The sequence below is a fragment of the Deinococcus sp. QL22 genome (assembly GCF_023370075.1).
Lineage (GTDB): Bacteria > Deinococcota > Deinococci > Deinococcales > Deinococcaceae > Deinococcus.
On sequence record NZ_CP097150.1, the window covers coordinates 128718 to 152644 of the forward strand.

Consider the following 23927-nt stretch of genomic DNA (forward strand, 5'->3'; position numbering starts at 1 on the left):
GCTGCTCATCCCGCTTGAATTTGGAGGTTGGGCTGATCACAGTCGGACTTGATCCCCATCCTGACAGTCACACCGTGGCTGCCCTTGACGAGCAGGGCACTCCGTTAGCATCTCTGACGGGTCCGAACACCGCTGAAGGTCTCGCGCAGCTGCAGATGTTCGCGCTACCGTATCCGTGTCGGCAATGGGCGATCGAAGGTGCGGCGAAGCGGCTTCATCACGGCGTTGGTCAGCCAACTCCTGGCGGGTCACGAGCCAGTGACCCACATTCCTGCAACGTTGACAAGCCCGTACCGGGCTCGAAAGGGCTGTAAGAAGAACGACGTCGTTGATGCACAACACGTCGCTCGAGCGCTCATCGCCAATCCGGACTTGCCGAAGTTTGCGTTGGGGGCACAGCAACGTGCATGCAGGAGCTCACCCCCGCTCAGCGCAAGCTCTCTCAAGAACACCAGGCCCATAAAGCGACATTGGCATCGCTGGAAGCCACCTCTCCTGTGCGGCCCATTTTGGAAACGGTGATGAAGACCCCCCTAGAGCAGCTGAAGGTGCTCGAGAAGCAACTCAAGGCGGTCCTGACCTCCTGAATGCCGAGCTTGCTCGAGGTTCAAGGGGTTGGGCCTGTCGTGGCAGAGATCGTGTTGGGTGAAACAGGGAGGATTGAGCGCTTCAAAAATAAATGTCATTGTGCGAGCGACTGCGGAGCCGCACCTGTTGAGCGGGGGAGCGGTCAGAACACTTGAATGCAGCTCAACACCGGTGGGAATCGGCGACCCAATTGGGCGCTGCACATCGTGGCGATTGTGCGGTTGCGGCGGGATGAGCGCACCAAAGCATTTCCCGCCAAACTGAAGGTCGCTGGCAAAATCAACGGACTTCACGGCGCATTCTCAAAACCTATATTGCACGGGAACTGTTTCCTGTATTGCGTCAAGCGGCGTCCGCGTTGATTTTCAGCGCGGGAGTCGTCGTCGCGGACGCCGCTTGACAGGCTTATCCCAGGTTCCTAACAAGTGCCCTTACGGGTCATGCTTCCTTAGCGCATCAATTCGGCCCCAAAATTCTACTGGCGTATTGATTTCTACGCCCATGAGTGATGGGGAGGCAAGGTGGCGGGCGTGTGCGGTTCTATGGCAACCCACCCCCGCCCGTGAATGCAGGTCGAGCGTCCGCCACTTTCCCTGGGCCCGCAGGCCACCAGCCCGCACCAAGCGCGAAATCCGCTTGCAGGGAAGGTGGTGTCCCTCAGCTCAGCTTGAAGAAGCGGTGCACCGCATCCTGCTCAGCGTGTGGGGAGGGGGCGTTCTTTAGCAGATGTAGAACGTACTGGTGGGCGCGTCCAGCACCCGGCATCAGACTTTCAGCGGGCACTGGACACGCTTCAGCTTTCGGTTGCCCGTCTGCCCGTTCTCAATTGGGTTGATGTGTCTCTCGGATTCAGGGCTTCAGCAAGCCCACCAGTGCAGCGTACCCGCGCTCCTGGGCATGCTGCAGGGCGGTCATCCCGTCCCGATCTGCAAGGGTGGGATCGGCACCCGCGCCGAGCAGCAGGCGCACGATTTCAGTGTGGTGCGGCCCCCCGTCTCCAAGAATCACGGCTTCCAACAGGGCTGTCCATCCCAGGTTGTTCACGTGGTTAACGTCGATGCCCGTCTTCAGGATTTCCCGCACGTATTCGGTGTGCCCCCGGTCTGCCGCCGGAATCAGGGCGGTGCCGCCAAAGCGGTTGGTGCGCGTCAGATCCGGGTGGGCACGCAGCACCTCTCGTAGCATGGCCACGCTCCCCGTTTCCCCCGTCACCAGCAACGCGTTGTTGTCGGCCTGATCCTGGCGGTCTGGGTCGGCCCCGGCATCAATCAGCACTCTGGCTGCCTCTACATGGTCGCCCAGTGCAGCAGCGGTCAGAGCGGTGCGGCCATCTTCCTGCACAGCGTCCGGAGACGCGCCGCGCTTCAGCAGCACCCGGACAGCAGCGGCGTCTCCGCGCCCGGCAGCCTGCACGAGCTGTGTATTCAGCAACGTACGGTTCACCTGAGGCACCGGGGAGGGTGCTCCACCCGCTTCTGCCGGGGGCAGAGCCAACAAAGCGGCCAGCAGCAGGAGTCTCACCGACCCAGTACGGTAGTGACCGCGTCCGTACCGCACTGCTCGTCAATGGCTCCGCTGGGTGCGCCGCCCACCCCGATTGCGCCGACCACGGCATTGTTGACGCGAACAGGAGCGCCGCCTGCCAACACCAGGAAGCGGTCGAGGCGGGCGAGTTCTGCCGAGGCCGGGTTGGTGCGGATATTCTCGGCGATTCCAGCGGTGGTGTTGCGGGCCGAGGCGCTGGTGTAGGCCTTGCGGTAAGACGCGTCCACGGTGTGCGGCCCGGCATTTTCCGAACGTGCCACCGCCAGCGTGATCCCGGCACGGTCGACCACAGTCGCGGTGACGTTGTAGCCCTGCTGGGCGCAGTTCTGCACGGCAAGCTGGGCCATGCGCACAGCAGCCGAGAGACTCAGATTCGTCTGGGTGACGGTGGGCGTGGTGGCGAGTTGTACCGGTTGAGATGGGGCGGTCTGGGCCAGGGCGGCGCCGCTGAGGGCGGCAGCAAGCAGCAACAGTTTCATGCCCCTAGCCTGCCCGGCCCGGCCGGTCCATACCATTCGGGCCTTCCACAGCCGCCCTACGTAGTTTTACGGAGTCGCTGGGCCACGGTCTGCGGTCTAGGCTGGCGAGTCGCTGGGTTACGGCGTCTCCAGACTGCTGAGGTACACCCGCACGAGCTGCGCCAGTGAATCCACCCCTAGCTTTTCGAAGACGCTCGCGCGGTGTGTCTCCACTGTGCGTGCCGAGATGCCCAGGGTACGGGCGGCCTGTTTGTTGCTGGCTCCCTCCACGATCAGGCGCAGCACCTCTCGTTCACGGCCTGTCAGTCCGGCCACGGCGTCCTGCGCTTCCTGCGTGACCAGTCGCCGTGACCTGCGGGCCAGATGGGTGCGAATCCCAAGCCCAATGGCCTCCAGCAGCGCCAATTCGTCTACAGGCTTGGTCAAAAATTCCACAGCCCCTGCCCGGAAGGCGCGTCGGCATACATCAATGTCGCCGTGGCCGGTGATGACGATGACCGGCAGATCGATGCCTGCCTGCGTGAGGTGCTCCTGAAGCTGCAGGCCACTCACCTGCGGCATTCGCACATCGACAATCAGGCAGCCGATGGCCTCCGGGTCAAGCGTTTGCAGGAACGCCTGGGCATTGGGGTAGTCGTGTACCTGAAGGCCCATGGTGCCGATCAGGGTGGCGAGTGCGTCGCGTACGGCCTCGTCGTCGTCGACCAGGAACACAGCGGGTTCGGTCGGTAGAACGGAATCAAGCATAAGGCGCCTCCACGGCCAGTGGCAACGTCACGGTAAAGACTGCGCCACCTGCAGGGCCGTTGTGTCCCCGCAGGTCGCCGCCCATGCCCTGCATCAGGGTATAGGACAGAGACAGGCCCAGTCCCAGTCCCGCAGGCTTGGTGGTGGTAAAGGGCGTAAACAGCCTCTCCTGCACTGCCGCGGTCAGACCCGGCCCGGTGTCCTGCACCTCCACGAGTGCGTTTCTTCCCTGATGACAGGCCAGGAGGCGCACCTCGGCTCCCGGCCTGTCCCGCGTGGCCTCGACCGCATTCCGCACCACATTGAGCAGCACCTGTTCCAAATGAACAGGATCACCCCGCACCATCAGCGGCGCGGTGCCTGGCTGCACTACCAGCCTCACCCCCAGGCGCTCGGCCTCGTGGGCAATCAACATCTCTACGTTTTCCAGCACCTGGTGAACGTCCACGGGGCGAACCTCGGAAGGTGCGCGCCTCACCAGCGTTCGCAGGTGGGCGATGATGCTCGCGGCCCGTTTGGCCTGGGTCACCGTGGCCTCCACCGAGCGCCGCACCCGCGCCCCGTCCCACTGAGGATCGTCCCGATCAGAATCGTCCAGCAGCCGCAGCGCCGCTTGCCCGTGGCTCACGATGGCCGTGAGGGGCTGGTTGAGTTCGTGGGCCAGGCCCGCGCCCATCTCGCCCAGAGTCGACAGGCGGGTGACATGGGCCAGCGTCTCGGCATGCTCGCGCACCCGCCGCTCCCCTTCTTCCAGAGCGGCGACCACTCGTGACCGGAGCGGCCCCACATCGCGCAGCACCAGAACCCATCCGGCGGGAGGCTGATTGCGGTCTTGTACGGGAGCCAGCGCCCCTTCCACCAGTCGCGCCGCCCCGCCAGCAACCAGCGAGACGCCTTCCGGCAGCGTCACCAGCCCAGGCTGATTCCAGAACTCGTTGGGGTTGAAGGGCACCTGGTTCAGGGTGGCCCGGAAGTGCACGACCTCCCGCAGATCGCGGCCCGCAGTAAGTGGGTCGCCCAGCAGGGCGCGAGCGGCGGGGTTAGCCAGACGAACTCGGTGCAGTTCGTCGGTCACGATAAGGGCCTCGCTTACCGCGTGAAAGGCCCGTTCGGCACGGGCACGCTCGGTGTGTAAAGCCTGTTCGGCGTGCTGGGCCGCAGCGTGGGCCCGTTCCCGCCCTTCTGTCAGGCGCACCACCCCGGCAGCCGCCAGCGCCGAACACAGCGCGAACAGGGCCACGCCGGCCAGGGGCAGTTCAGCCCAGCCCAGGGGGTGCTCGCCCTCAAAGGTCAGCGGCTGGTCGGCACTGCCCAGCACTTTTTGCACGCTCAAGACGGGCAGCAGGCGGCTCACTTTACGCGTGCGCACGGCCTGCTCCACGAGCACCGGGCCGTTTCCAGGTCGGTGCAGGCGAAACCCTGAGGCCAGGTCGGTAAAGTCGTCCTCCCGAAACAGGCGGCGGACGTCCACCCAGACCCGCACGTCTCCCTGGGCCAGTGCATAGACCGCCGGGAACACGGGGTGCCAACGCAGGCCGCTGTCGTCTGGCTGGAGCGGCTCGGTGGGCAGGGTCATCCCCTGGGGCCCGACGCTCTGGCAGCCTGGTTGGCAGCGCTGGATTCCCGCGATCTGTGGGTACTGGGCCCGCATGGCGGCGGCGTACTGACCCAGCGCTGCGCCGGTCACTCCGGCCTGGGTCAGCGCCGTCATGCTGGCCAGCACTGCCTCCTGCTGCTCGCTGCGCTGCGAGAGTACCCGGTGCAAAATGCGCGCCCCAGTTTCAAACTGTGTCCGGGAAGCCCGCACTGCAGCGGCCGTCCAAGTCAGGGCGACCAGCACCACCACCAGGCCCCACAGCAGGAGGGCGGCGCGGCGCAGGGGGGTCGTCATCGTGGGGGTAGTGTACCGGAGGGCTGAAGGTGCAGCGGGTGCGCCAAGAAACAACGTTCAGCCCAGGGGAACGGGGGGCAGTGGAAACTGGACGGATTAGGCATAGGCATCGATCTGGTTGCCCACTCCCGCAGCGCAACTGCTCGGAGCGTGCGGCGCTTCAGAACTGCCGATGAACAAGAGGTTGCGGACCTACTGACCCTGCAGAGTGGCATTTGTTCACTCAATCAGAACGGGGAGCGGCCTTCCAGATGAAGCTGTTGCTCGCCATCAGAAGGAGCGGTTTCCTGCTGGAGACCAATGGTCTTTTGCGTCTGTGTCAACGTTCGATAGCTTGAATCCTGAGGTAACGTCCATGACAGCAGGCTCGCCGTGTGTCAAAAAATCGGTTGCTCCTTGTGCTCAGTTTATTGGTGCTCTCCCTCAGGAGTTCACATGACGCTGTTCATTTGATGATGTTCACTCGACGGCGTTCAATTGATTCTGCAAGCGTTCCAGACTACCCCGCCAATTTTGATGCAGCGCTCCCTTGGCCTCATGCCAACGCCGCTCCCGCACGGCATCAAGGAGGGCTGCATGTTCGGCCACCGAGGCGTGCCCGCGTGGCCCGGCGTCAAAGTACGCCAGTTCCACTCGGCGCAGCTTGATCCGCAGTTGCCCCAACACGATTGCCAGTTCCCGGTTGCCCGCCCGCGCCAGCCACACGCCGTGAAACGCCTCATCGGCGGCCACTGCACCTCCGGCGTCTTGCCCTTCCAACGCCCGGCGCAGATCCTCGTTGGCTTGCGTCAGAAGGTGCAGGTCTTGCTCGGTCAGGGTGGGGGCGGCCATGTCCAGCGCCAGCACCTCTAGCGCCTCGATCAAGGGGTACAGTTCCGCCGCGCGTGTGAGATCCAGGGGAGCCACGCGAGTCCAGCGGTTGAGGGCCGTTTCCACCAGTCCCTCGTCTTCCAAGCGGCGCAGGGCCTCACGCACCGGGGTGCGGCTTACTCCCAGCCTGGCAGCGATGTCCTGATCGCGCAGGGCCTCACCAGGGGCGAGCACGCCCTGCACGATCCAATCCCGCAGACAGATGTAGGCTTCCTCACGGGCCAGTGTCCGGGGCAACGCCGAGGTGGCAAGGGGCAGGGGCATCTTGCCTGTAGTATAGGTGCCAGACGTGATATGTAATATATCAGTGGGGTGAACTTGAAAACGTTGACGACATTGTTGGCCGATCTGGTGGGGTTGGACTCTATCAACCCGGACCTGGTGCCGGATGGGGCGGGAGAAGCCCCTATCGCCCGGTACGTGAGCGACTGGGCGGGGGCGCAGGGTCTGGAGGCCCACTGGGTCGAGCCGGTGGACGGACGGCCCAGCGTGGTCGTGGTGGCGCGTGGCAGCGGGGGTGGGCGTTCCTTGATGTTGAATGGTCACCTCGATACCGTGGGCGTGGCGGGCATGACCGATCCCTTCAGCGCCCGAATCGAACACGGCCAATTGTTCGGGCGCGGCGCATACGACATGAAAGGGGGCCTGGCGGCCTGCTTGTGGGTGGCGGCTCAGGCCAAGCAGCTATCTCTGCGGGGCGACGTGATCGTGGCCTGCGTGGCCGACGAGGAGGCCGCCAGCTTGGGAATGCAGGCGGTGCTGGAACACTGGCACGCGGACGCCGCCATTGTCACCGAGCCGACGGGCCTCGACGTCTGTGTGGCCCACAAGGGCTTCGTGTGGGTAGAGGTGAAGGTGCAGGGCCGCGCCGCCCACGGCAGCCGCCCAGACCTCGGCGTAGACGCCATTGCCAAAGCGGGGCCGGTGCTGATGGGTGTGGAGGCCCTGGATAGGCACTTACGGGCGGGCCCAGGCCATCCACTTCTCGGCACCGGGTCTGTTCACCTGTCGCTGATTCGCGGCGGGCAGGAGATGAGCAGTTACCCCGACAGCTGCTTCGTGGGTTTGGAGCGCCGCACCGTGCCGGGCGAAACTCCTGAGAGTGCGGAGGCAGAGGTCGAGGCTCTTCTGAACGAGGCTCGCCAGCGCGATCCGGCCTTCCGGGCCTCGCACCGCGTGACGCTTGTGCGGAGTGCCTTTGAAGTTCCGCCGGAGACCGAGGTGGTTCGTCTCGTTCGGCGGTATGCCGGGCAGATTACAGGTGCAGAGCGCCGGGTATACGGCGAGACATTCTGGATGGACGCCGCCTTCCTGGGTGCGGCGGGGATCCCGACCGTGGTCTTCGGCGCGGGTGGCGGCGGAGCACATGCTACCGAGGAGTGGGCCGACCTGACCAGCGTGCAGCAGTGTGCGGATGTGCTGCTGGCGGTTGCGGGCGAGTTTTGTGCCTGAGCAAGTGAACAGGAGATCGCTATGAAGCCAGCTGTTCAGGGGCATGAAGCGTTCCGCGTCGTGTACAACCCTTCGCCCGCCACCTTCCCGGCTTCCACCCGGAACCCAGACCTGCTGGCCTTCCACCGCCGCTTGCCCGGTTACGCGCCCACTCCGCTCGTCTCTGCTCCAGAAGCCGCCCGGCACCTTGGCGTCAGGCAGGTGTGGGTCAAAGACGAGGCCAGCCGACTGGGCCTGCCCGCTTACAAAATCCTGGGGGCGTCATGGGCGACGTACCGGGCCGTCGAGGAGCGGTGCGGCCCTTTTAAGGAGTGGGCGACCCTCTCAGACCTGGCAGCGCAGCTTAGGCCCTCTTCCGGACTGACCGTGGTGGCCGCCACCGACGGCAATCACGGGCGGGCGGTGGCACGCATGGCCCGCTGGCTGGGGCTGGAGGCCCACATCCTCGTGCCGCAGGACATGGTGGAGGTGCGCCGGGAGGCCATCGCCTCAGAGGGTGCGCGGGTCACGGTGGTCGAAGGCAGCTACGATGACGCGGTGGACGCCTCGGCCCGGCTATCCGGCGACGCTCACTTGGTCATCAGCGACACGGCCTGGGACGGCTACGAGCAGATTCCAGCCTGGGTGATCGAGGGCTACGCGACCATCTATGGGGAAATTGACGAGCAACTGCGGGCGCAGAGGGCCGCTCAGCCGGATCTGGTGGCCGTCCAGATCGGAGTGGGCTCGCTGGCGGCTTCGGTGGTGCAGCACTACCGCCGCCCCGGCAGCCTGACTCAAATCATCGGAGTGGAACCCACCCGTGCCGACTGCGTGCGGCGTTCGGTGGAGGCCGGGCATCTGGTCGAGGTGCCCGGCCCCCACGATTCGGTCATGTCCGGCCTGAATTGCGGGCGGCCTTCCCCAGTCGCCTGGCCGCTGGTTTCCGGGGGCATCGCCGCGTTCGTGGCTATCTCCGATGCCCGTACCGAAGATGCGATGCGGCTGCTGGCCCAGGACGGCGTGGTGTCCGGCGAGAGCGGGGCTGCGGGGTTGGGAGGGGTGACGCAGCTCCTGGAGTCCGCAGACCACTGGGGCTGCCTGGGGCTGAACGGTGCGAGCAGCGTCCTGGTGATCTCCACCGAGGGCGCGACGGATCCAGCAGCCTACGCCCGCATCGTGGGGGGCCATGACTGACCCCACCGGGCTGAACTTCCGAACCGATGTTCCTTGAAGAACAAAGAGATGGGTTCAGGGTGTGAGTGCCTGAGAAACTCGACTTCTTCCTCTTAAAGGGACTGGCCCGCTGATCTGACACTCTGCAATCGCTCCCAGCTCCAGACCAATCTTTCTGTGCCTTGAGGCCAAGAAGGCACCATGTTTGATCCCTCCACTCTTCTTGCATTTCTCATCGCTGGCTTGGTACTCCACCTGATTTCTGGCGCACTCGTTCATACGCTGGCCGTTGCCGTTGGCCTATCCGCTCTGATCCTCTCTTCTTCGTTGGCCTTTGCGGCCATCCGATAGACCTCTTGCGAACGTCATGACGGGCAAGTCCGGGTCAGATTGCAGAGCGCCGCGATGAGTTGAACCCGGAGGGCGAACCGCCGCCGATAGACACCCTTGAGCACACGAAAAACCTTCATCCGGCGGATGACGTGTTCTCCGCCGGATGCGTGGTGATGGCGTGCCCGGGGGTACTCCACAGGCCCTGAGCCCCCACGTCCCCGATCAGGGCCGTATCGTGGGGCAACCGCACGCCAGATGGACAACGCTTGGGATCATGAACCGCCCCAGCACCCGTGGCCGTGCCCAGGATGCGCTGCGTCACCGTGCAGATCAGCAGCTGGAACTTCAAGGTGTGCCGCTTTTTCTTGCCGCTGTCCCCGCGGCGCTGTTTTTCTGGCGCGTTCGCACGGTACTTCAGAAGCATCGACGCGGGCGATGCTGTAGACGAGTGGCGCTTTCTGAAACACGCGTTTTCTGAGCATCTGGAACTGCGCCCGAGTGATCAAGGCCGCTTCCACGCGTTGCACGCCAGGCTCATGGCCGCTCCAGTCGTCACCCAGGTGTGCAACGGTTCGGGACTCGCGCCAGAATTCCAGGGTCATCAGGAGTTGTTCAGCCGCGCTGAGCGTGGCTGGGCGACCAGATGTCTTCTTCCGTCCTTCGCGGAGGGTCAGCACGGCTTCCATCTCGGCGAACGTTTCCGGGTACACCCCGGTGCGTCGACGGAATTGCTTGCGGTTCATCTTCAGCGTGCGTGTCAGGCGGTCTCGCTCCACCCTGTGAGCTTAGCCCACGACTTTCGCAAGAGGTCTAATAGAAACCGCAGTTCGCTGTCCTGCAAAGAAAAATGACTGGGGGCATCTTCGTGGTCTTGGCTGCACGCCTCGCTCTTGCCCCTGAATAACCGCGAAGGAGGGGCCAGACGGAAACCGACTTGAATGCCCCATAGTGTGGGCTTGAAATTCGGGCGAACTGGCAAAGTTGACGACGATGGAGCTTCCAGCGGTGCTGTTTCAGGTTGTGGCGCAATGGAGCGCAGTCCGTATCATCCCCGCAGGCTGAAGCAGTGGTACGGCCAACTGGCCTGTTGAATGCTGATAGGGAAGCGGTGGCGGGCGTTGGGTCAGTCTCCAGCCCCACGCTACTGGTTGACCTGACAACACCTTTTGAAGAAAGGCAAATACTGTGTTGAAACGCAGGTGTCAAGAGACGACTTGGGGGCGTTGGTACCCCAGCTCGAAGGGTTTCGCAGACCGAAGGACGGCGAAACTTGTGCGAAGGATTTTGCGTGCCAGGGCAATCAGGGCGACCTTCTTCGGCTTTCCTGCCGCAACCAATCGTCGATAATAGTCACCCATCGGATTTTTGAGACGAGACACCGTGACAGCCGAGAGGTAAAAGGCCTTTCTCAGTCGACTGTTTCCAATCTTAGAGATCCGACACCGTCCCACCATGGCGCCCGACTGGCGCGGCACCGGAGACAATCCAGCGTAAGCGGCCCATTGCCGCGAATCCTGGGCGTCTTGGAGATGACTCGTCTCGGCCAGCACGATCGCTGCGGTCAACTTCCCGATCCCCGGCACGGAAGACAGGAGGGCCACTTGTTCGCGGAGTCCAGCGGATTCCGCCACACACGCATCCATCGCCCGTTCAACCGTGGCGCGCTGCTGTTCAAGCAGCGCCAAGCGCTCTCGACCCAGTTGGACGACCAACTCAAGAGCTTGTTCACGATGATCCAGGGCGTGCTGACGTCCTTTTTCAAGAGTGATCAGAGAAATGACCGCATCCCGTTCGTGGATCAAAGCACGGAGTGCTTCTCGATCTCGTTCAGCGGGCATCCAGCAGGCTGGATGCATCGTCTCGCCATACCGCGCAATCAGCTCGGCATCCATTTTGTCTGTTTTGCCCCGCCTCAACGTACTTTTCGCATAGAACTTAATCTGCGCTGCGTTAACCACACTGACCCGGTAGCCTGCCAAGTGAAGCTTCAACGCGATTCGCTCCCAGTACACGCCGGTCGCTTCCATCACCACCGAGGTCTCTTGGGCCGTGACGCCCTGTGTCTCCAGCCAGGTCTGCAGACCGGTATGGCCTTCGGCGGTGTTGGCCACCACCTGCCGAGCTGGTTTCAATTCGGGTTGCAGGAGACAGGCGTACAGCTCGCTTTTCCCCACGTCAATGCCGAGTACCACCATAAAAACCTCCTGGAAAGGGAAAGGTCATCACAGCCCGGTTCGCTCGGCGAGATTTTGTGTGCAGGCTTCTTGGCCTCAGATACTGTTGCGCCTGATCGAAAGGGCCTCGAGCCGGCCAGAATTTGCAATCCGACCTTGGAAGGTCAAAGATGTCAACAGGCTTGATGGCTCGAGGGGGAGTGACAAGCACAGCTTCCCACAGCTCTGCTCAACACACAAAGATGTCTGTTGAGCTTGACCGATCGGATCGAGAGAACGGAGAGCAGGGGAGACTGGGAACAGAGAGGTTTCAGTGCTCTGCCGGAGGGTCGTCATGTTTAAGTGCGCCCTCCTTAGCAGACAGACACCACGTCTATTCCGAGCAGCGCCCCCAATTTCTGAAGGCGCCCGGCGAGGTGCCCAACGCCAACCGCGCAGTGATGGGCTGGCCCCTGCGCGTTCCACGCCTCCACAAAGGCCCGTGCGCCGGGGGCAAAGCGGTAGCGGCTGTTGGTATTGCCGATCTCCAGAAGCGGCCCCGGCACCGACTCACCCTCGGCCACCAGCAGTTTCAGGCGACTGCCACTCTCGACCACCGACAGCAGTGTGACCGGGCCGTGCTGCACCGACATTTCCACGCTGAGGCCGCGTCCGACTTTGCCGTGAAAGACTTCCAGCGGGCGCACTTTGGTTTTCCCTTCGGCGATCCGGGTATGGCCGGGGCCGTCGTGTCCCATCAGCACCACGTCGTCGGCAAAGTCCAGCGCGTAATACTCGGTAAACGAACCGCCTGCGCCAAACGCATCCATGATTTTCATGGCCTGTGCGTTCTTGATTTCATATTCTCCGGCTACTGGAATTCCCCGCGCTGTCAGCAGCGAGCAGCCCAGAATAATGGAGGTCATGACGTCTTCGTTGTCGTGACCCGGCACCGATTCGGCGTAGTAGGCCAGTGACCCGAGGCGGTGCCGATCGACAAAACGGTCGAGGGCGACACTTGTCCGGGCGGCGCGGGTTAGTTCGGCAGGATCGCAGTCGGGCTGAAGGTCGAATTCGGTCTGAAACAGCGTGACACGCTCGGCGGCTTCGGCCTCCGTGACGCCCTGTCGCAGCTGTGCCAGTTCGTCCAGTTCCACCATCTGAAGATGCGTGCCGAACGTGATGGCCTGTAAGGTCGGGTCGCTGTAAATGTCCAGCATCCCGTTGTACGGGCGGCCCATCAGTCCGAGGCGGTTGTGGGCCATCACGTGCTTCACCTGCGCCGCTTCGATCCAGCCCTCAATCTCGTTCCAGACGTGTGGATCGCCCTGCAACACCCCCGTGACCTGATGCACGGCCAGCCCAGCGCGGGTCAGCACGTTGGCAATTTCGGGCACCGGACAGGCCGAGCAAAACGCCAGCCAGTCGCCCGTCATGGCAGTGCGGTTGCCCAGCGCATTGAAGGCGGCGTAATCGATGGCCGCTTCGGGTTGAAGATTCAGGATCACCACCGGCACGCCCGCCCGTTGCACCACCGGAAGCACCGTGCTGGACAACGCGTAGGTCGTAACATACAGGAAAATAAGGTCTACGTCGGCCTGACGGAAGCGGTGGCCTGCATCCAACGCTTTTTCGGGCGAATCCACCAATCCGAGGTTGACTACCTCTACGCCGGGGCGTTTCAAACGGGCGGCCACCTGGGCCACGTAACCTTTCAAACGGTCTTCAAGGCCCGCGAACTGCGGCCAGTAAGTGTCGAGGCCGATTCCGAACAGGCCGACTTTCAGGGGATAGCTGGTGTGGACTTGACTCATAGGCCTCCTGCGGCGACGGTGGGTGCAAAAAGCCGCCTTCGCCCAGAAAGGGGTTGGCGGCTGACTGGGGGAGGGGGTTGGCTGAACATCGGCCTTGGCTCCTCCCCGAATCCTCAGAAATTAAACTTGTCGATGTTGCTCTTGTCGAAGGTGTAGGGGGGGCCAAGCACGATTTCGCCGTTCTTGCCGATGGTGTATTTGCCCAGTTTGCCGGCCATAAACGTTTCTCCGGTTTTGCCGGTGATCTGTTTGCTGACCAAGGCTGCCGCCGCGTAGGTCGCGAGGTAGCCCACGTCGCCGGGATTCCACAGCTGGAAAGCGCTTACGGTGCCGTCTTTCACAAACTGGCGCATCTGATTGGGCGTGCCGAGGCCCGTCAGCATCACTTTGCCTTTGAGGGGGCTGGTGGACAGGTAACGCGCCCCTGCCGAGATGCCGACAGTGGTGGGCGAAATCACGCCTTTCAGGTTGGGATACGCCTGAATGAGGCCCTGCATTTCGGTGAACGATTTCTGGTCGTCATCGTTGCCGTAAGCGATTTTGACCAGTTTCATGTTCTTGTATTTGGGCAGCTTGAGTTCTTCTTGCATCCACTTGATCCAGGTGTTCTGGTTGGTGGCGTTGGGCGTGGCCGACAGGATGGCAATGTCGCCCTTGTAGCCGGTCAATTTGCCTACCAGCTGCACTTGAGCGCGGCCAATGCCCTCGGAGTTGGCCTGATTGATGAACAGCGTGCGGCCTTCGGGGGCGGTGTCCGAGTCCATCGTGACCACCTTGACGCCCGCCTGCATGGCCCGCTTGAGGTACGGCAGGAGCGCGTTGGCATCGTTGGCAGCCAAAATCAGCGCGTCTTGCCGCTGGGCGATGGCGGTGTTGATGTAGCTGACCTGACTGCTGGCTCCCGCGTCCGATGGCCCCACCACTTTGGCGACTGCGCCGATTTCTTTGGCCGCGTCGAGGCCGCCCCGCGTTTCGGTGACGTTGTAGGGATTGTTGATGTTCTTGGGCAGCAGCGTGATCTTCAGCCCTTTTTTGAGGGCGGGCGTCTGGGCCAGCGCGAGGGTGCCGAGGCCGAGGGTAACGGCCAGAGAGGAGAGCAGCAAGCGACGTTTATTCATGGACAACCTCCGAGAGAAGGAAAAGGACGGGTAGGGACAAAGTGCAGAGGGCGTTCCCATCACAGCTACCGCATGGCGTCCCTCCGGAGTTGCTGCCGCTCGCGGGCAGAGCGGGCGCGGGCCAGCAGGTTGGGAACGAGTACCGAACCGATCAGGAGCAGGCCAGTCACGATGGTCAGGATTTCGTTGGACACGTCCACGATGGTCAGTGCGCCGTTGATGATGCCGATCAGGAACACGGCCGCCACCGCGCCGACGACACTGCCCTTGCCCCCGAAAATACTGACGCCCCCCAGCAGCACGGCGGCAATCACGCTGAGTTCGAACCCCGAAGCGTTGTCGGCGCGGGCGCTGGAAAAGCGGAAGGTGTAGACCACCGCGGCCAGCGCTGCCATCAGACCAGAGACCACGAACAGGGTCAGTTTGACCCGCTCGACCCGCAGTCCTGCGAACCGGGCGGCGACCTCGTTGGCTCCGATGGCGTACAGCGAGCGCCCGAACGGCGTGGCGTGCAAGACGATTGCCGTGACCACTGCCAGTACCAGAAACAGGGCGATGGGAATGGGAATCAGGGTGCCGGGGACGTTCCCGAAACCGAAATTGGTGTAGGCCGCCGGAAACTCGGCAATAGCCCGGTCTCCCAGCAGCACGTAGGCCAGCCCCCGGTACAGCGCCAGCGTGCCAATCGTGACGGCCAATGACGGCAGGCCGAGGCGCGTGACCAACAGGCCGTTGAACAGCCCGGCCAATCCGCCCACCACGAAGCAGGCCAGAATAGCCAGTGGCATCGGCCAACCCGCTGCGAACAGCACGCCTAGCACCGCGCTGCACAGGCCCAAGATAGATGCCACCGACAGGTCGATCTCGGCCACGATCACCAGCAGGGTCATGCTCAGGGCCATCAGCGCTACCTCACTGAAATTGGCCGTCAGGAACGACAAATTGGAGCCGGTCAGAAAGTCGGGCGACAGGAGTGCCCCGCCCAACAGGGCCACGAACACCAGTCCCGTGATGGTCAGTTCCCAGCCCACCACGCCTGCAAATCGGCTCCGCTTGGGGCGGTTCAGTTCAGGGCTGCTCATGACCCACGTCCTTGGTTCCAGCCTTTGGCGGTGCGGCGAGATACCCACATGTCGATGCTGATGGCGGCCAACAGCAGCGCACCCTGAATGGCCTGCTGATAGAACCCCGGCGCACGCAAAATGACCAGGGCGCTACCCATGACGCCCAGCAGCAGCGCCCCGATGCCCGCCCCAAACAGCGTGCCGACGCCGCCGTTGATCGAGACGCCGCCCACCACTGCCGCCGCGATGACCTGAAGCTCTAAGCCGGTACCTGCGGTGGCGTCCACGGTGCCGAAGCGGGCCAGATACAGCACGCCCGCCAGCCCGGCCACCGCGCCGCTGAGAGCAAAGCCCAGCATGGTGCGGCGGTTCACGCGGATGCCGGCCAGCCCCGCCGCTTCAGCGTTGGATCCCAGCGCGTAGTACTCGCGCCCGCCCCGGTAGGATTTGAGGTAGATCCCGAACCCGGTCATGACCGTCAGCACCAACAGCACCAAATTAGGAATGCCCCACACTGCGCCTGTCGCAAACCCCAGAAAGCCCGCTGGCAGGTTGGACGCGTTGATCTGGCCGCCGTCGACCACCGCGTAGGTAACGCCCCGGAACACATACAAGGTTCCAAGGGTTGCCACCAGGGCAGGCACCTTGCCGTAAGCCACCAGCAGGCCGTTGACTGAACCCAACGCCGCGCCCAGCACCAGCCCGAACAGCAGGGCCAACGGGACAGGCAAGCCCGGAACAGCAATAAACAGAGAGCCAGTGAGGAAAGCGCTGAGGCCCACCACGCTGCTGACGCTCAGATCGACGTGTTTCATCAGCAGCACGATGGTCTGCCCGATCACCACCAACGCGATGATCGACACGTTCAGGAACAGGTCTTTGAGGCTGCCGAAGCTCAGGAACAGGGGATTGATGGCGGCAGTGCCCAGCGTGACCACCAAGAGCAGGGCCACCAGACTGACCTCGCGTGCCCGCAAGAGCCGGGACAGCAGAGGCGGCGCACTGGCGGCTGATTTTGCCGTCTGACTGGTCATGCCGCGCCGCCAAGCAGGGGTTCGCCAGTGGGGTGCTGCCCAGTCGCCAGGTACATCACGGCTTCTTCATTGGCTTCAGCGCGGTTCAGTTCGCCCACCACTTGCCCTTCCCGCATCACCAGAATCCGGTCAGCCATGCCCAGCACTTCTGGCAAGTCCGAAGAAATCATCAGCACGGCAAGGCCCGCAGCGGCCAGTTCGGAGAGGGTGCGGTGAACCTCGGCTTTGGCCCCCACATCGATGCCCCTGGTCGGCTCATCCACGATCAGCACGCTGGGGTTGGTCGCCAGCCACTTGGCCAACACCACCTTTTGCTGGTTGCCGCCCGACAGGGTACTCACCGGGTCAGAGAGGCGGTGCGCCTTGAGCCTCAGCTTGCTCGTCCAAGAGTGGGCACTTTCGGCCTCGGCTCCCCGGTTCATCAGCCAGCCGGAGGTGAGGCGGCCCAAGATGGCGAGGTTGGCGTTGCGCTCGATACTCATGTCCATGACCAACCCCTGCTGGCGGCGGTCTTCGGGCACCAGACCCAGCCCGGCAGCCATCACCGATTGCGGGCGCAGCGGCGGCATGACGTGGCCGCCCAAACGCACCTCGCCCCCTTCCCTCGGATCGATGCCGAAAATGGCCCGCGCCACTTCGCTGCGGCCCGCGCCGACCAGCCCGGCCAGGCCCACGATCTCGCCGCGGCGCACTTCAAAACTCACGTTGCTGAAGACCCCTGGTTGCGAGAGGCTACGCACCGAGAGGGCCACCTCGCCCACATTGGCTTCTCCGCGTGGGTACAGGTCGCCGAGGTCGCGCCCCACCATCTGCCGCACCACCAGATCGGTGTCGTAGTCCTCGATGGGGCCGCTGGACACCCAGGTGCCGTCACGCATCACGGTCACGCGCTGGCATTCGCCGAACACTTCTTCCAGTCGGTGCGTAATGAACAGCACCGCCGCGCCCCGTTCCCGCAGCGAGCGCACCACCCGGAACAGCCGCTCGGTTTCCGACAGGGTTAGCGCTGCCGTCGGCTCATCCATAATCAGGATGCGGGCGTTCAGCGACAGGGCTTTGGCGATTTCCACGAGTTGTTGGTCGGCAATCGAGAGGCCGCGGACAGGCCGGGCCGGGTCGAGCTGCACCCCCAACGAGGTCAGGATGGTTGCGACTTGCCGGTTCATGGCGCGGGCGTCGATCCGGCCCCAGCGGGCGGTGGGCTGCCGTCCCATCAGCACATTTTCGGCCACCGACAGGTCTGGAAAGAGGGTCGGCTCCTGATAGATGATGGCGATTCCGGCGTCCCGCGCCTCGGCAGGCGAGTGAAAGTTGACCTCCTGACCCCCGACGTGCAAGGTGCCGCTGTCTCGGCGGTGGACTCCAGCCAGAATCTTGACAAAGGTGGATTTGCCCGCACCGTTTTCACCGAGCAGGGCGTGGGCCTCACCGGGAAACAGCTCGATGCTCACGTCGCGCAGGGCCTGCACCGGGCCAAAGGATTTGCTCGCGTGGGCGAGGGTCAGCAGGGAAGTGCTAGTCAAGGTGAAACACCTCTTCCAGTTGCAGGACCCCCTCGTCGGGCCGTCCTTCCAGCGCCGCAAAGAACGGGGCCATTTCCGCTTGCCAGCGGGCATTCACGTCGGTGGCAGCCATTTTGGAACGGGCTGTTTCGAAATCAGGCGTTTCTAGGTACCCCACGAGGAGTCCGTCTGGGCGCAGGAACAGGGAATAGTTGTGCCAGCCCGCCGATTTCAGGGCAGCGAGCATATCGGGCCAGACCGCCTGATGACGGGCCTTGTACTCCTGAAGTCGTTCAGGACGCACCTGAAGGAAAAAACAAACGCGGTGCAGTGGGAGAGCGGTCATGAACCTCCAGACGTAGAGATGAAAGCAGAGGAGGGCTGGGCCAAGAAACGCCAGCGGGAACCGCCGCTACAGGTTGTGGACTGCCCATATTCAACACTAGTTCACAAATAATTGCAAGGGCTTGTCACCTTTTGTAACTTTGATGTTAGGATAGAAGCATGTCTCCAGAACTTGTGGCTCCATTGCTGGGGCGTCAGCAAGATATTTTGCGCCGTGCCCTGAGCGACAAAGTGGTTCGGATCAAAGAATTGGCCGCCGAATTTGGCGTCCATGAAATGACGGTTCGGCGCGATATCGATCTGCTCTGCGAGCAGGGAAAATTGCTGCGCGTGCACGGCGGAGCGCAGCTGCTCGACAAATCCAGCGAGGAACTCTCGCAGTCCATGCGGGCCGGACAGAACGTGGAGGCCAAAGAGCGAATTGCTCGCGCGGCGCTGGCCCTGATCCAGGACGGCGATACTGTGGCGCTCGACGCCAGCACGACCAGTTTGGCCCTGGCCCGCCTGCTGCCTGCCCGCCGGGTACAGGCCATCGCGTGCAGCCTCGACGCGGCCAACGCCTTGGCCGCAGGCGGCCTGCCGTTCCTGATGGTGGGCGGCAATTTCCACGTTCCGGCCCGCTCGTTCGTGGGGGCATTTTTTATGGACACCATGCAGCGCCTTCATCCTGATCGGGTGTTCTTTTCGGCCAAAGGCTACACGGCCGACACCGGATTTACTGACCCACATCTGCCGGAAGTCGGGGCCAAGCAGGCCCTGATCCGCAGCGGGAGCAGTGTGGTGGCCCTGCTCGACAGCAGCAAGGTGGGCCGCCGGGCGCTGGCGACCATTGCCACGCACGCCGATATCAACACCCTGATCACCGATACCGACCTGGCACCAGACGTGCGCGGGCGGCTGGAAGACGACGACATCCAGGTGATCGTGGCCCCGTAGCAGCAGCGGTATTCGCGGCCTGTTCCCTCTCTTTCTCTTGGCGTTGCAAGGAGCCTGCATGACCCTGACCCCCGACCGACTCGCCGCCCTCAATTCTCAGCGCATCGAAACGCCCTCCTGGGGCTACGGCAATTCCGGCACGCGTTTCAAGACCTTTGCCGCGCCGGGAGCCGCCCGCACCATTCACGAAAAACTGGACGACGCCGCCGAAGTGCAGCGCCTGACGGGAATCGCGCCCAGCGTGGCGCTGCATATCCCGTGGGATGAGGTGGACGATTACGGCGAGCTGAACCGCTATGCCGCTGAGCGTGGCCTGAAGATCGGCTCGATCAATCCCAACGTATTTCAGGACGAGGGGTACAAGTTGGGCAGCGTGACCAGCCCGGATGAGGGCGTGCAGGAACAAGCCGCCTTGCACCTGCTGGACTGCGTGCAGATCATGAAACAGACTGGAAGCCGTGACCTGTCGTTGTGGTTTGCCGACGGCACCAACTACGCCGGTCAAGACGACTTGCGGGCCAGGAAGCGCCGGATGCGTTCTGCCTTACAGCGCGTGCACGACGCCCTGCCCGAGGGTTCCAGAATGCTGGTGGAATACAAGCTCTTCGAACCGGCTTTCTACGCCACCGACCTGTTCGACTGGGGCGCGGCCTATGCCCATTGCCTCGCGATTGGAGAGAAGGCGCAGGTGTTGGTTGATCTGGGCCACCACGCGCAGGGCGTGAATATCGAGCAGATCGTGGCGTTCTTGCTCGACGAGGGGCGCTTGGGCGGCTTCCATTTCAATGCCCGCCGCTACGCCGACGACGACCTGATCGTGGGCACGTCCAATCCCTTCGAATTGTTCTGCATTTACGCCGAATTGGTGGCCGCAGAACGCAGCACAGACGGCCTGACCCGTGCCACCGCGCAGAAAGTGGCCTACATGATCGACCAGAGCCACAACATCGAGCCGAAGGTGGAAGCCATGCTCCAGAGCGTCCTGAACTGTCAGGAAGCCTACGCCAAAGCGCTGCTGATCGACCGCGACCTGTTGAAGGAAGCCCAGTCGGCGGGCGACGTGTTGGGTGCCCACCGCGTGCTGGCCGACGCCTTTAAAACCGATGTCCGCCCGCTCTTGGCAGAACTCCGCACCGAACAGGGCCTGAGCGCCGACCCGATCAAAGCGCACCGCCAGAGCGGGTATCAAGCCAAGGTCGCGCAGGAACGCGGCACCCAGAGCGGCGGCGGCGGGTATCCGGTCAAAGAGAAAGTTCAGCGCCTCTGATTTTCCACCTGAAATCTTCCCGCCTCTCATTCAAGGAGTCTCCTCATGACTGACACCCGCACCGCTCTTCCCACTTCCCGCTGGAGCGCCGCCGCGCCCTCTTCTGACGGCCTCGCTGCGCTGACCTACCGCTCCAATCTGCTGGGCAGTGACCGCACCCTGGTCAACATCTACGGTGGCAATACCAGCACCAAAAGCGTGGAACAAGACCACTTGGGCCGTGACGTGACGGTGCTGTGGGTCAAGGGCAGCGGCTCGGACATCGCCGGCATCACTGAAAAGGGCTTTGCAGGCCTGAAATTGGATGAAGTCCTGCCCCTGTTTAACCGTCCAGAAATGAGCGACGAACAAATGACGGCCTACCTCGACCGCACCGCCTTCGAGGTGGGTCGCCCGCGCCAGTCTATCGAAACGCTGCTGCACGCCTTCGTGCCTGCCAAGCACGTGGATCACACGCACCCCGATGCGATTATTGCCATCGCCTGCACCCCGAACGGCCCGGACATCATGCGCGAGATTTACGGCGAGCGGGCCGCGTGGGTGGACTACATCCGGCCCGGATTTACCCTGAGCCAGCAGATCGGCGCGGCAGTGCGCGACAATCCGGGGCTGGAAGCGGTGGTCATGGGCAAGCACGGCCTGGTCACGTGGGGCAACACCTCCAAAGAGAGTTACGAGACCACGCTGCGCATCATCGGAGAAGCCCAGGCTTATCTGGATGCTCACAGGGAAGCCCAGCCGTTCGGCGGCGCGAAGGTACAGAGCCTGCCGAGCGAGGAGCGCGACGCCCTGCTGGTACGCGTGCTGCCGCTGCTCCGCGGCGCAATGAAAGGAGCGCGGCCCGTCATCCTCAACGTAGATACCAGTGCTGAGGCGATGGAATTCGTCAACTCTCACGCCGCCGCCGAACTGTCGCAGGTGGGCGCGGCCTGCCCGGATCATCTGGTGCATACCAAGAGAGTGCCGCTGTATCTGGACTGGACGCCGGAACAGGGTGCTGACGCGCTGCTTCAGGCCGCGAAGGACGGCGTGGCCCACTTCAAAGCCGAATACGCGGCCTACTTCGACGAGAACAAATCGGAGGGTGACGTGATGTTCGCGCCCAGCCCGCGCATCGTCCTGATTCCCGGCCTCGGCATGGTCACCAGCGGCCCCGACGCGCAGGGGGCCGACGTCTCGCGCCAGCTGTATTTGCGGGCCATTCAGGTGATGAAGAGTGCCCGCAGTCTGGGGGGCTTCGTCTCCTTGAGTGCCGCCGAAAGTTACGCCATCGAATACTGGCCGCTGGAACTGTACAAACTGAGCCTGAAGCCTGCCCCGAAGGCGCTGGAAGGGCACGTCGCGCTGGTCACGGGTGCGGCCAGCGGCATTGGCCGGGCCATTGCCAACCGCCTGGCCGCCGACGGTGCACACATCGTCATTGCTGACCTGAACGAAGGTGGTGGGCGCACTGTAGCCGAAGACCTGACCGGTCAGCGGGGCTACCGCCGGGCCACCAGCATCGGTATGAACGTGACCGAGGAACCCCAGGTGATCGGGGCCTACAGCCACGCAGTCTTGTCCTACGGCGGTGTGGATATGGCCGTCAATAATGCGGGGATTGCTTCCAGCGCTCCGATTGAAGAAACCACGCTGGAGATGTGGAACCGCAATCAGAGCATCTTGTCCACCGGCTACTTTTTGGTGGCCCGTGAAGCATTCAAGCTGATGAAAGCGCAGGGCACGGGCGGAAATCTGGTGTTCATCGGCTCCAAGAACAGCGTGGCGGCAGGCAAGAATGCGGCGGCTTACAGCACCGCAAAAGCAGCTGAACTGCACCTGGCACGCTGTCTGGCCGAAGAAGGCGGCGCGGCGGGCATCCGGGTCAACTCTGTTCTTCCCGACGGGATTCTGGCTGGAAGCAGCATCTGGGACGGCAAATGGCGGGCCGAGCGGGCGGCGACCTACGGCATCGAGCCGGACAAGCTCGAGGAGTTCTACCGCAACCGCACCACCCTGAAAGTCAACGTGTTGCCCGAGGACATTGCCGAGGCGACGTATTGGCTGGCCTCTCCGGCGGCGGCCAAAACCACCGGCGGCGTGATTACCGTGGACGGCGGTGTGCCGATCGCCTATGTCCGCTGAGCGTGTCTGGCATGCAGCGGTGGATCTCGGCGCGTCGGGGGGCCGGGTGGCCATTGGGGGCATCCACGAGGGACGGCTGGAGATCGAGGTGCTGCACCGATTCTCTAATAATCCGGTGATGGTGCCGTTTGGGACGCAGCCCCGGCTCTACTGGGACGTGCTGGGGCTGTGGGCGGAAATCCTGAAAGGTCTGAAGCGGGCTGGAGAGCGGGCGGGCGAACTGGGCGGACGGGTCGCCAGTGTGGGCGTGGACTCCTGGGCCGTGGATTACGCCCTGCTGGACAGCAACGGTCTTTTGCTGGACGGGGTGCACCATTACCGCAGTGCCCGTACTGATGGGGTCATGGCCGAGGTGCTGCAGGAGCATTCCCGGGACGAGCTGTTCGCCCTGACCGGACTGCAGTTCCTGCCGTTCAATACCCTGTACCAGTGGTTGGCCCTGCGCCGCGACACGCCGGGCGTCCTTGATCAGGCCCACACCTTCTTGATGGTGCCGGACTTGATGAACTTCTGGCTCTCGGGCCGGATGGTGTGTGAGCGCAGCAATGCCAGTACGACGCAGTTCTATCACCCGGCCCTGCGAACCTGGTCTTATCCCTTGCTGGAGCGCCTTGGGCTGCCAGTTGCCTTGTTGCCCGGCATCGTGGAGGCTGGATCAGATCTGGGGCCGCTGCTGCCTCCTGTGGCGGAGGCGACTGGCCTCTCGGGCGTCCGGGTCATTGTTCCGGCCACCCACGACACCGCGTCTGCCGTCGTCGCCACACCCCTGTCCGGCCCAGAGGCGGCGTTCCTCAGCAGCGGCACCTGGAGTCTGTTGGGTGTGGAAACGGATGCTCCGATCCTCAGCCCCGCCGCCTTGCAGGCCAACTTTACCAATGAGGCAGGGATAGACGGCACCACACGCCTCCTGAAAAACGTGATGGGGCTGTGGATTATGCAGCAGTGCCGCCTGGCCTGGCCCAACGCCAGTTTCGCCGACCTGAATGTGGCCGCTGAAGCCGCGCCGCCCTTTCTGGCGCTCATTGACGTGGATGACCCGCGTTTCCTGCTGCCTGGGGACGACATGCCAGAGCGCATTCAGCAGGTGTGCCGGGAGACCGGCCAGGGGGTGCCCGGCACACGCGGAGAGATTGCGCGGGTGGTCTTTGAGAGTTTGGCATTGAAATACGCCCGGGTGCTGGCCGAACTGGAAGAGGTGGCCGGACGCGCTCTCGAGGTGATTCATATCGTGGGCGGCGGCTCGTTGGCCGGGCCACTGTGTCAGTGGACGGCGGACGCCACTGGGCGGCAAGTGCAGGCTGGCCCCGTGGACGCCACGTTGATCGGCAACTTGCTGGTGCAGGCGCAGGCGTGTGGCGTCCTTCCTCAGGGTGAGCGCCGCGCCGTGGTGGCCCGCACCTTTGCCTTTCACACCTTCCTGCCGCAGCACCCGGAGGCTTGGCAAGACGCCCAGAGCAGATTTGCCGCTCTCTACGGCGCTGGGATGCTCGCATGAACGGTTTCCAGGTGA

At 63.4% G+C, this 23927-nt stretch carries 23 protein-coding genes; 10 read left to right on the forward strand and 13 right to left on the reverse strand.

Annotated features, from left to right (window positions below; translation table 11 throughout):
• Window positions 1-407 precede the first annotated feature (407 nt).
• From M1R55_RS16660 to M1R55_RS16665, 3 genes are read left to right on the forward strand one after another with little or no spacing between them, the layout of a single operon-like run.
• Complete coding sequence (locus tag M1R55_RS16660; protein WP_249394679.1) at window positions 408-587, forward strand: hypothetical protein; 180 nt, start codon at window positions 408-410, stop codon at window positions 585-587.
• Entirely contained in the window at window positions 588-743 is a 156-nt protein-coding gene (locus tag M1R55_RS32180) for a transposase (protein WP_371827235.1), read from the forward strand.
• Complete coding sequence (locus tag M1R55_RS16665) at window positions 744-950, forward strand: hypothetical protein (RefSeq protein ID WP_249394680.1); 207 nt, start codon at window positions 744-746, stop codon at window positions 948-950.
• 487 nt (window positions 951-1437) lie between these two features.
• Here the strand turns inward: M1R55_RS16665 and M1R55_RS16670 are convergent, their stop codons facing one another.
• From M1R55_RS16670 to M1R55_RS16690, 5 genes are all read right to left on the reverse strand, one after another.
• Window positions 1438-2016, reverse strand: a complete 579-nt coding sequence (locus tag M1R55_RS16670) for an ankyrin repeat domain-containing protein (RefSeq protein WP_371827243.1) — start codon at window positions 2014-2016, stop codon at window positions 1438-1440.
• An 89-nt stretch (window positions 2017-2105) separates the two neighbouring features.
• Window positions 2106-2612 carry a heme-binding protein gene (locus M1R55_RS16675; protein ID WP_249394681.1) on the reverse strand — a complete coding sequence of 169 codons (507 nt, stop codon included), beginning with the start codon at window positions 2610-2612 and terminating at the stop codon, window positions 2106-2108.
• A 117-nt stretch (window positions 2613-2729) separates the two neighbouring features.
• A complete protein-coding gene (locus M1R55_RS16680; protein ID WP_249394682.1) occupies window positions 2730-3359 on the reverse strand; it encodes a response regulator transcription factor in 630 nt (209 codons plus the stop codon).
• Window positions 3352-5250 carry a sensor histidine kinase gene (locus M1R55_RS16685; protein WP_249394683.1) on the reverse strand — a complete coding sequence of 633 codons (1899 nt, stop codon included), beginning with the start codon at window positions 5248-5250 and terminating at the stop codon, window positions 3352-3354. The genes M1R55_RS16680 and M1R55_RS16685 overlap by 8 nt, the downstream gene beginning before the upstream one ends.
• A 459-nt stretch (window positions 5251-5709) precedes the next feature.
• On the reverse strand, window positions 5710-6384 hold the full coding sequence (locus M1R55_RS16690; RefSeq protein WP_249394684.1) for a GntR family transcriptional regulator: 675 nt from the start codon (window positions 6382-6384) through the stop codon (window positions 5710-5712).
• Between the two features lie 54 nt (window positions 6385-6438).
• Between M1R55_RS16690 and M1R55_RS16695 the strand changes: the two genes are divergently transcribed.
• Window positions 6439-7572 (forward strand): ArgE/DapE family deacylase, encoded by a 1134-nt coding sequence (locus M1R55_RS16695; RefSeq protein WP_249394685.1) that lies wholly within the window; start codon window positions 6439-6441, stop codon window positions 7570-7572.
• 21 nt (window positions 7573-7593) lie between these two features.
• Window positions 7594-8748 carry a diaminopropionate ammonia-lyase gene (locus M1R55_RS16700; RefSeq protein ID WP_249394686.1) on the forward strand — a complete coding sequence of 385 codons (1155 nt, stop codon included), beginning with the start codon at window positions 7594-7596 and terminating at the stop codon, window positions 8746-8748.
• 445 nt (window positions 8749-9193) lie between these two features.
• Here M1R55_RS16700 and M1R55_RS16705 read toward each other — a convergent pair whose 3' ends face one another.
• The gene (locus M1R55_RS16705) at window positions 9194-9382 is read right to left on the reverse strand and encodes a hypothetical protein (RefSeq protein ID WP_249394687.1); all 189 of its coding nucleotides are present in this window, start codon (window positions 9380-9382) and stop codon (window positions 9194-9196) included.
• Between the two features lies 1 nt (window position 9383).
• On the opposite strand from M1R55_RS16705, the gene M1R55_RS16710 reads away from it, so the two are divergent.
• Complete coding sequence (locus tag M1R55_RS16710) at window positions 9384-9911, forward strand: hypothetical protein (RefSeq protein ID WP_249394688.1); 528 nt, start codon at window positions 9384-9386, stop codon at window positions 9909-9911.
• Window positions 9912-10262: 351 nt separating this feature from the next.
• Here M1R55_RS16710 and M1R55_RS16715 read toward each other — a convergent pair whose 3' ends face one another.
• The 7 genes from M1R55_RS16715 to M1R55_RS16745 form a co-directional block, all read right to left on the reverse strand.
• Complete coding sequence (locus tag M1R55_RS16715) at window positions 10263-11255, reverse strand: IS110 family transposase (RefSeq protein WP_249394689.1); 993 nt, start codon at window positions 11253-11255, stop codon at window positions 10263-10265.
• Between the two features lie 332 nt (window positions 11256-11587).
• Window positions 11588-13027, reverse strand: coding sequence for a hypothetical protein (locus M1R55_RS16720; protein ID WP_249394690.1), 1440 nt, complete (start codon window positions 13025-13027; stop codon window positions 11588-11590).
• A gap of 113 nt (window positions 13028-13140) precedes the next feature.
• Window positions 13141-14145, reverse strand: coding sequence for a rhamnose ABC transporter substrate-binding protein (gene rhaS, locus M1R55_RS16725; protein ID WP_249394691.1), 1005 nt, complete (start codon window positions 14143-14145; stop codon window positions 13141-13143).
• 65 nt (window positions 14146-14210) lie between these two features.
• Window positions 14211-15227 carry an ABC transporter permease gene (locus M1R55_RS16730; RefSeq protein ID WP_249394692.1) on the reverse strand — a complete coding sequence of 339 codons (1017 nt, stop codon included), beginning with the start codon at window positions 15225-15227 and terminating at the stop codon, window positions 14211-14213.
• Window positions 15224-16243, reverse strand: coding sequence for an ABC transporter permease (locus tag M1R55_RS16735; protein WP_249394693.1), 1020 nt, complete (start codon window positions 16241-16243; stop codon window positions 15224-15226). The genes M1R55_RS16730 and M1R55_RS16735 overlap by 4 nt, the downstream gene beginning before the upstream one ends.
• Window positions 16240-17766, reverse strand: a complete 1527-nt coding sequence (locus tag M1R55_RS16740) for a sugar ABC transporter ATP-binding protein (RefSeq protein WP_249394694.1) — start codon at window positions 17764-17766, stop codon at window positions 16240-16242. Before M1R55_RS16740 ends, M1R55_RS16735 begins: the two co-directional genes overlap by 4 nt.
• On the reverse strand, window positions 17759-18091 hold the full coding sequence (locus M1R55_RS16745; protein WP_249394695.1) for an L-rhamnose mutarotase: 333 nt from the start codon (window positions 18089-18091) through the stop codon (window positions 17759-17761). The genes M1R55_RS16740 and M1R55_RS16745 overlap by 8 nt, the downstream gene beginning before the upstream one ends.
• A gap of 158 nt (window positions 18092-18249) precedes the next feature.
• Between M1R55_RS16745 and M1R55_RS16750 the strand changes: the two genes are divergently transcribed.
• Genes M1R55_RS16750 through M1R55_RS16765 form a run of 4 tightly spaced genes read left to right on the forward strand, consistent with a single transcriptional unit; the run spans window position 18250 to window position 23912 of the window.
• The gene (locus tag M1R55_RS16750; RefSeq protein ID WP_249394696.1) at window positions 18250-19026 is read left to right on the forward strand and encodes a DeoR/GlpR family DNA-binding transcription regulator; all 777 of its coding nucleotides are present in this window, start codon (window positions 18250-18252) and stop codon (window positions 19024-19026) included.
• A gap of 58 nt (window positions 19027-19084) precedes the next feature.
• Window positions 19085-20293, forward strand: coding sequence for an L-rhamnose isomerase (gene rhaI, locus M1R55_RS16755; RefSeq protein WP_249394697.1), 1209 nt, complete (start codon window positions 19085-19087; stop codon window positions 20291-20293).
• Between the two features lie 45 nt (window positions 20294-20338).
• On the forward strand, window positions 20339-22417 hold the full coding sequence (locus M1R55_RS16760) for a bifunctional aldolase/short-chain dehydrogenase (RefSeq protein ID WP_249394698.1): 2079 nt from the start codon (window positions 20339-20341) through the stop codon (window positions 22415-22417).
• Window positions 22407-23912 (forward strand): rhamnulokinase family protein, encoded by a 1506-nt coding sequence (locus tag M1R55_RS16765; protein WP_249394699.1) that lies wholly within the window; start codon window positions 22407-22409, stop codon window positions 23910-23912. The genes M1R55_RS16760 and M1R55_RS16765 overlap by 11 nt, the downstream gene beginning before the upstream one ends.
• Window positions 23913-23927: the final 15 nt, after the last annotated feature.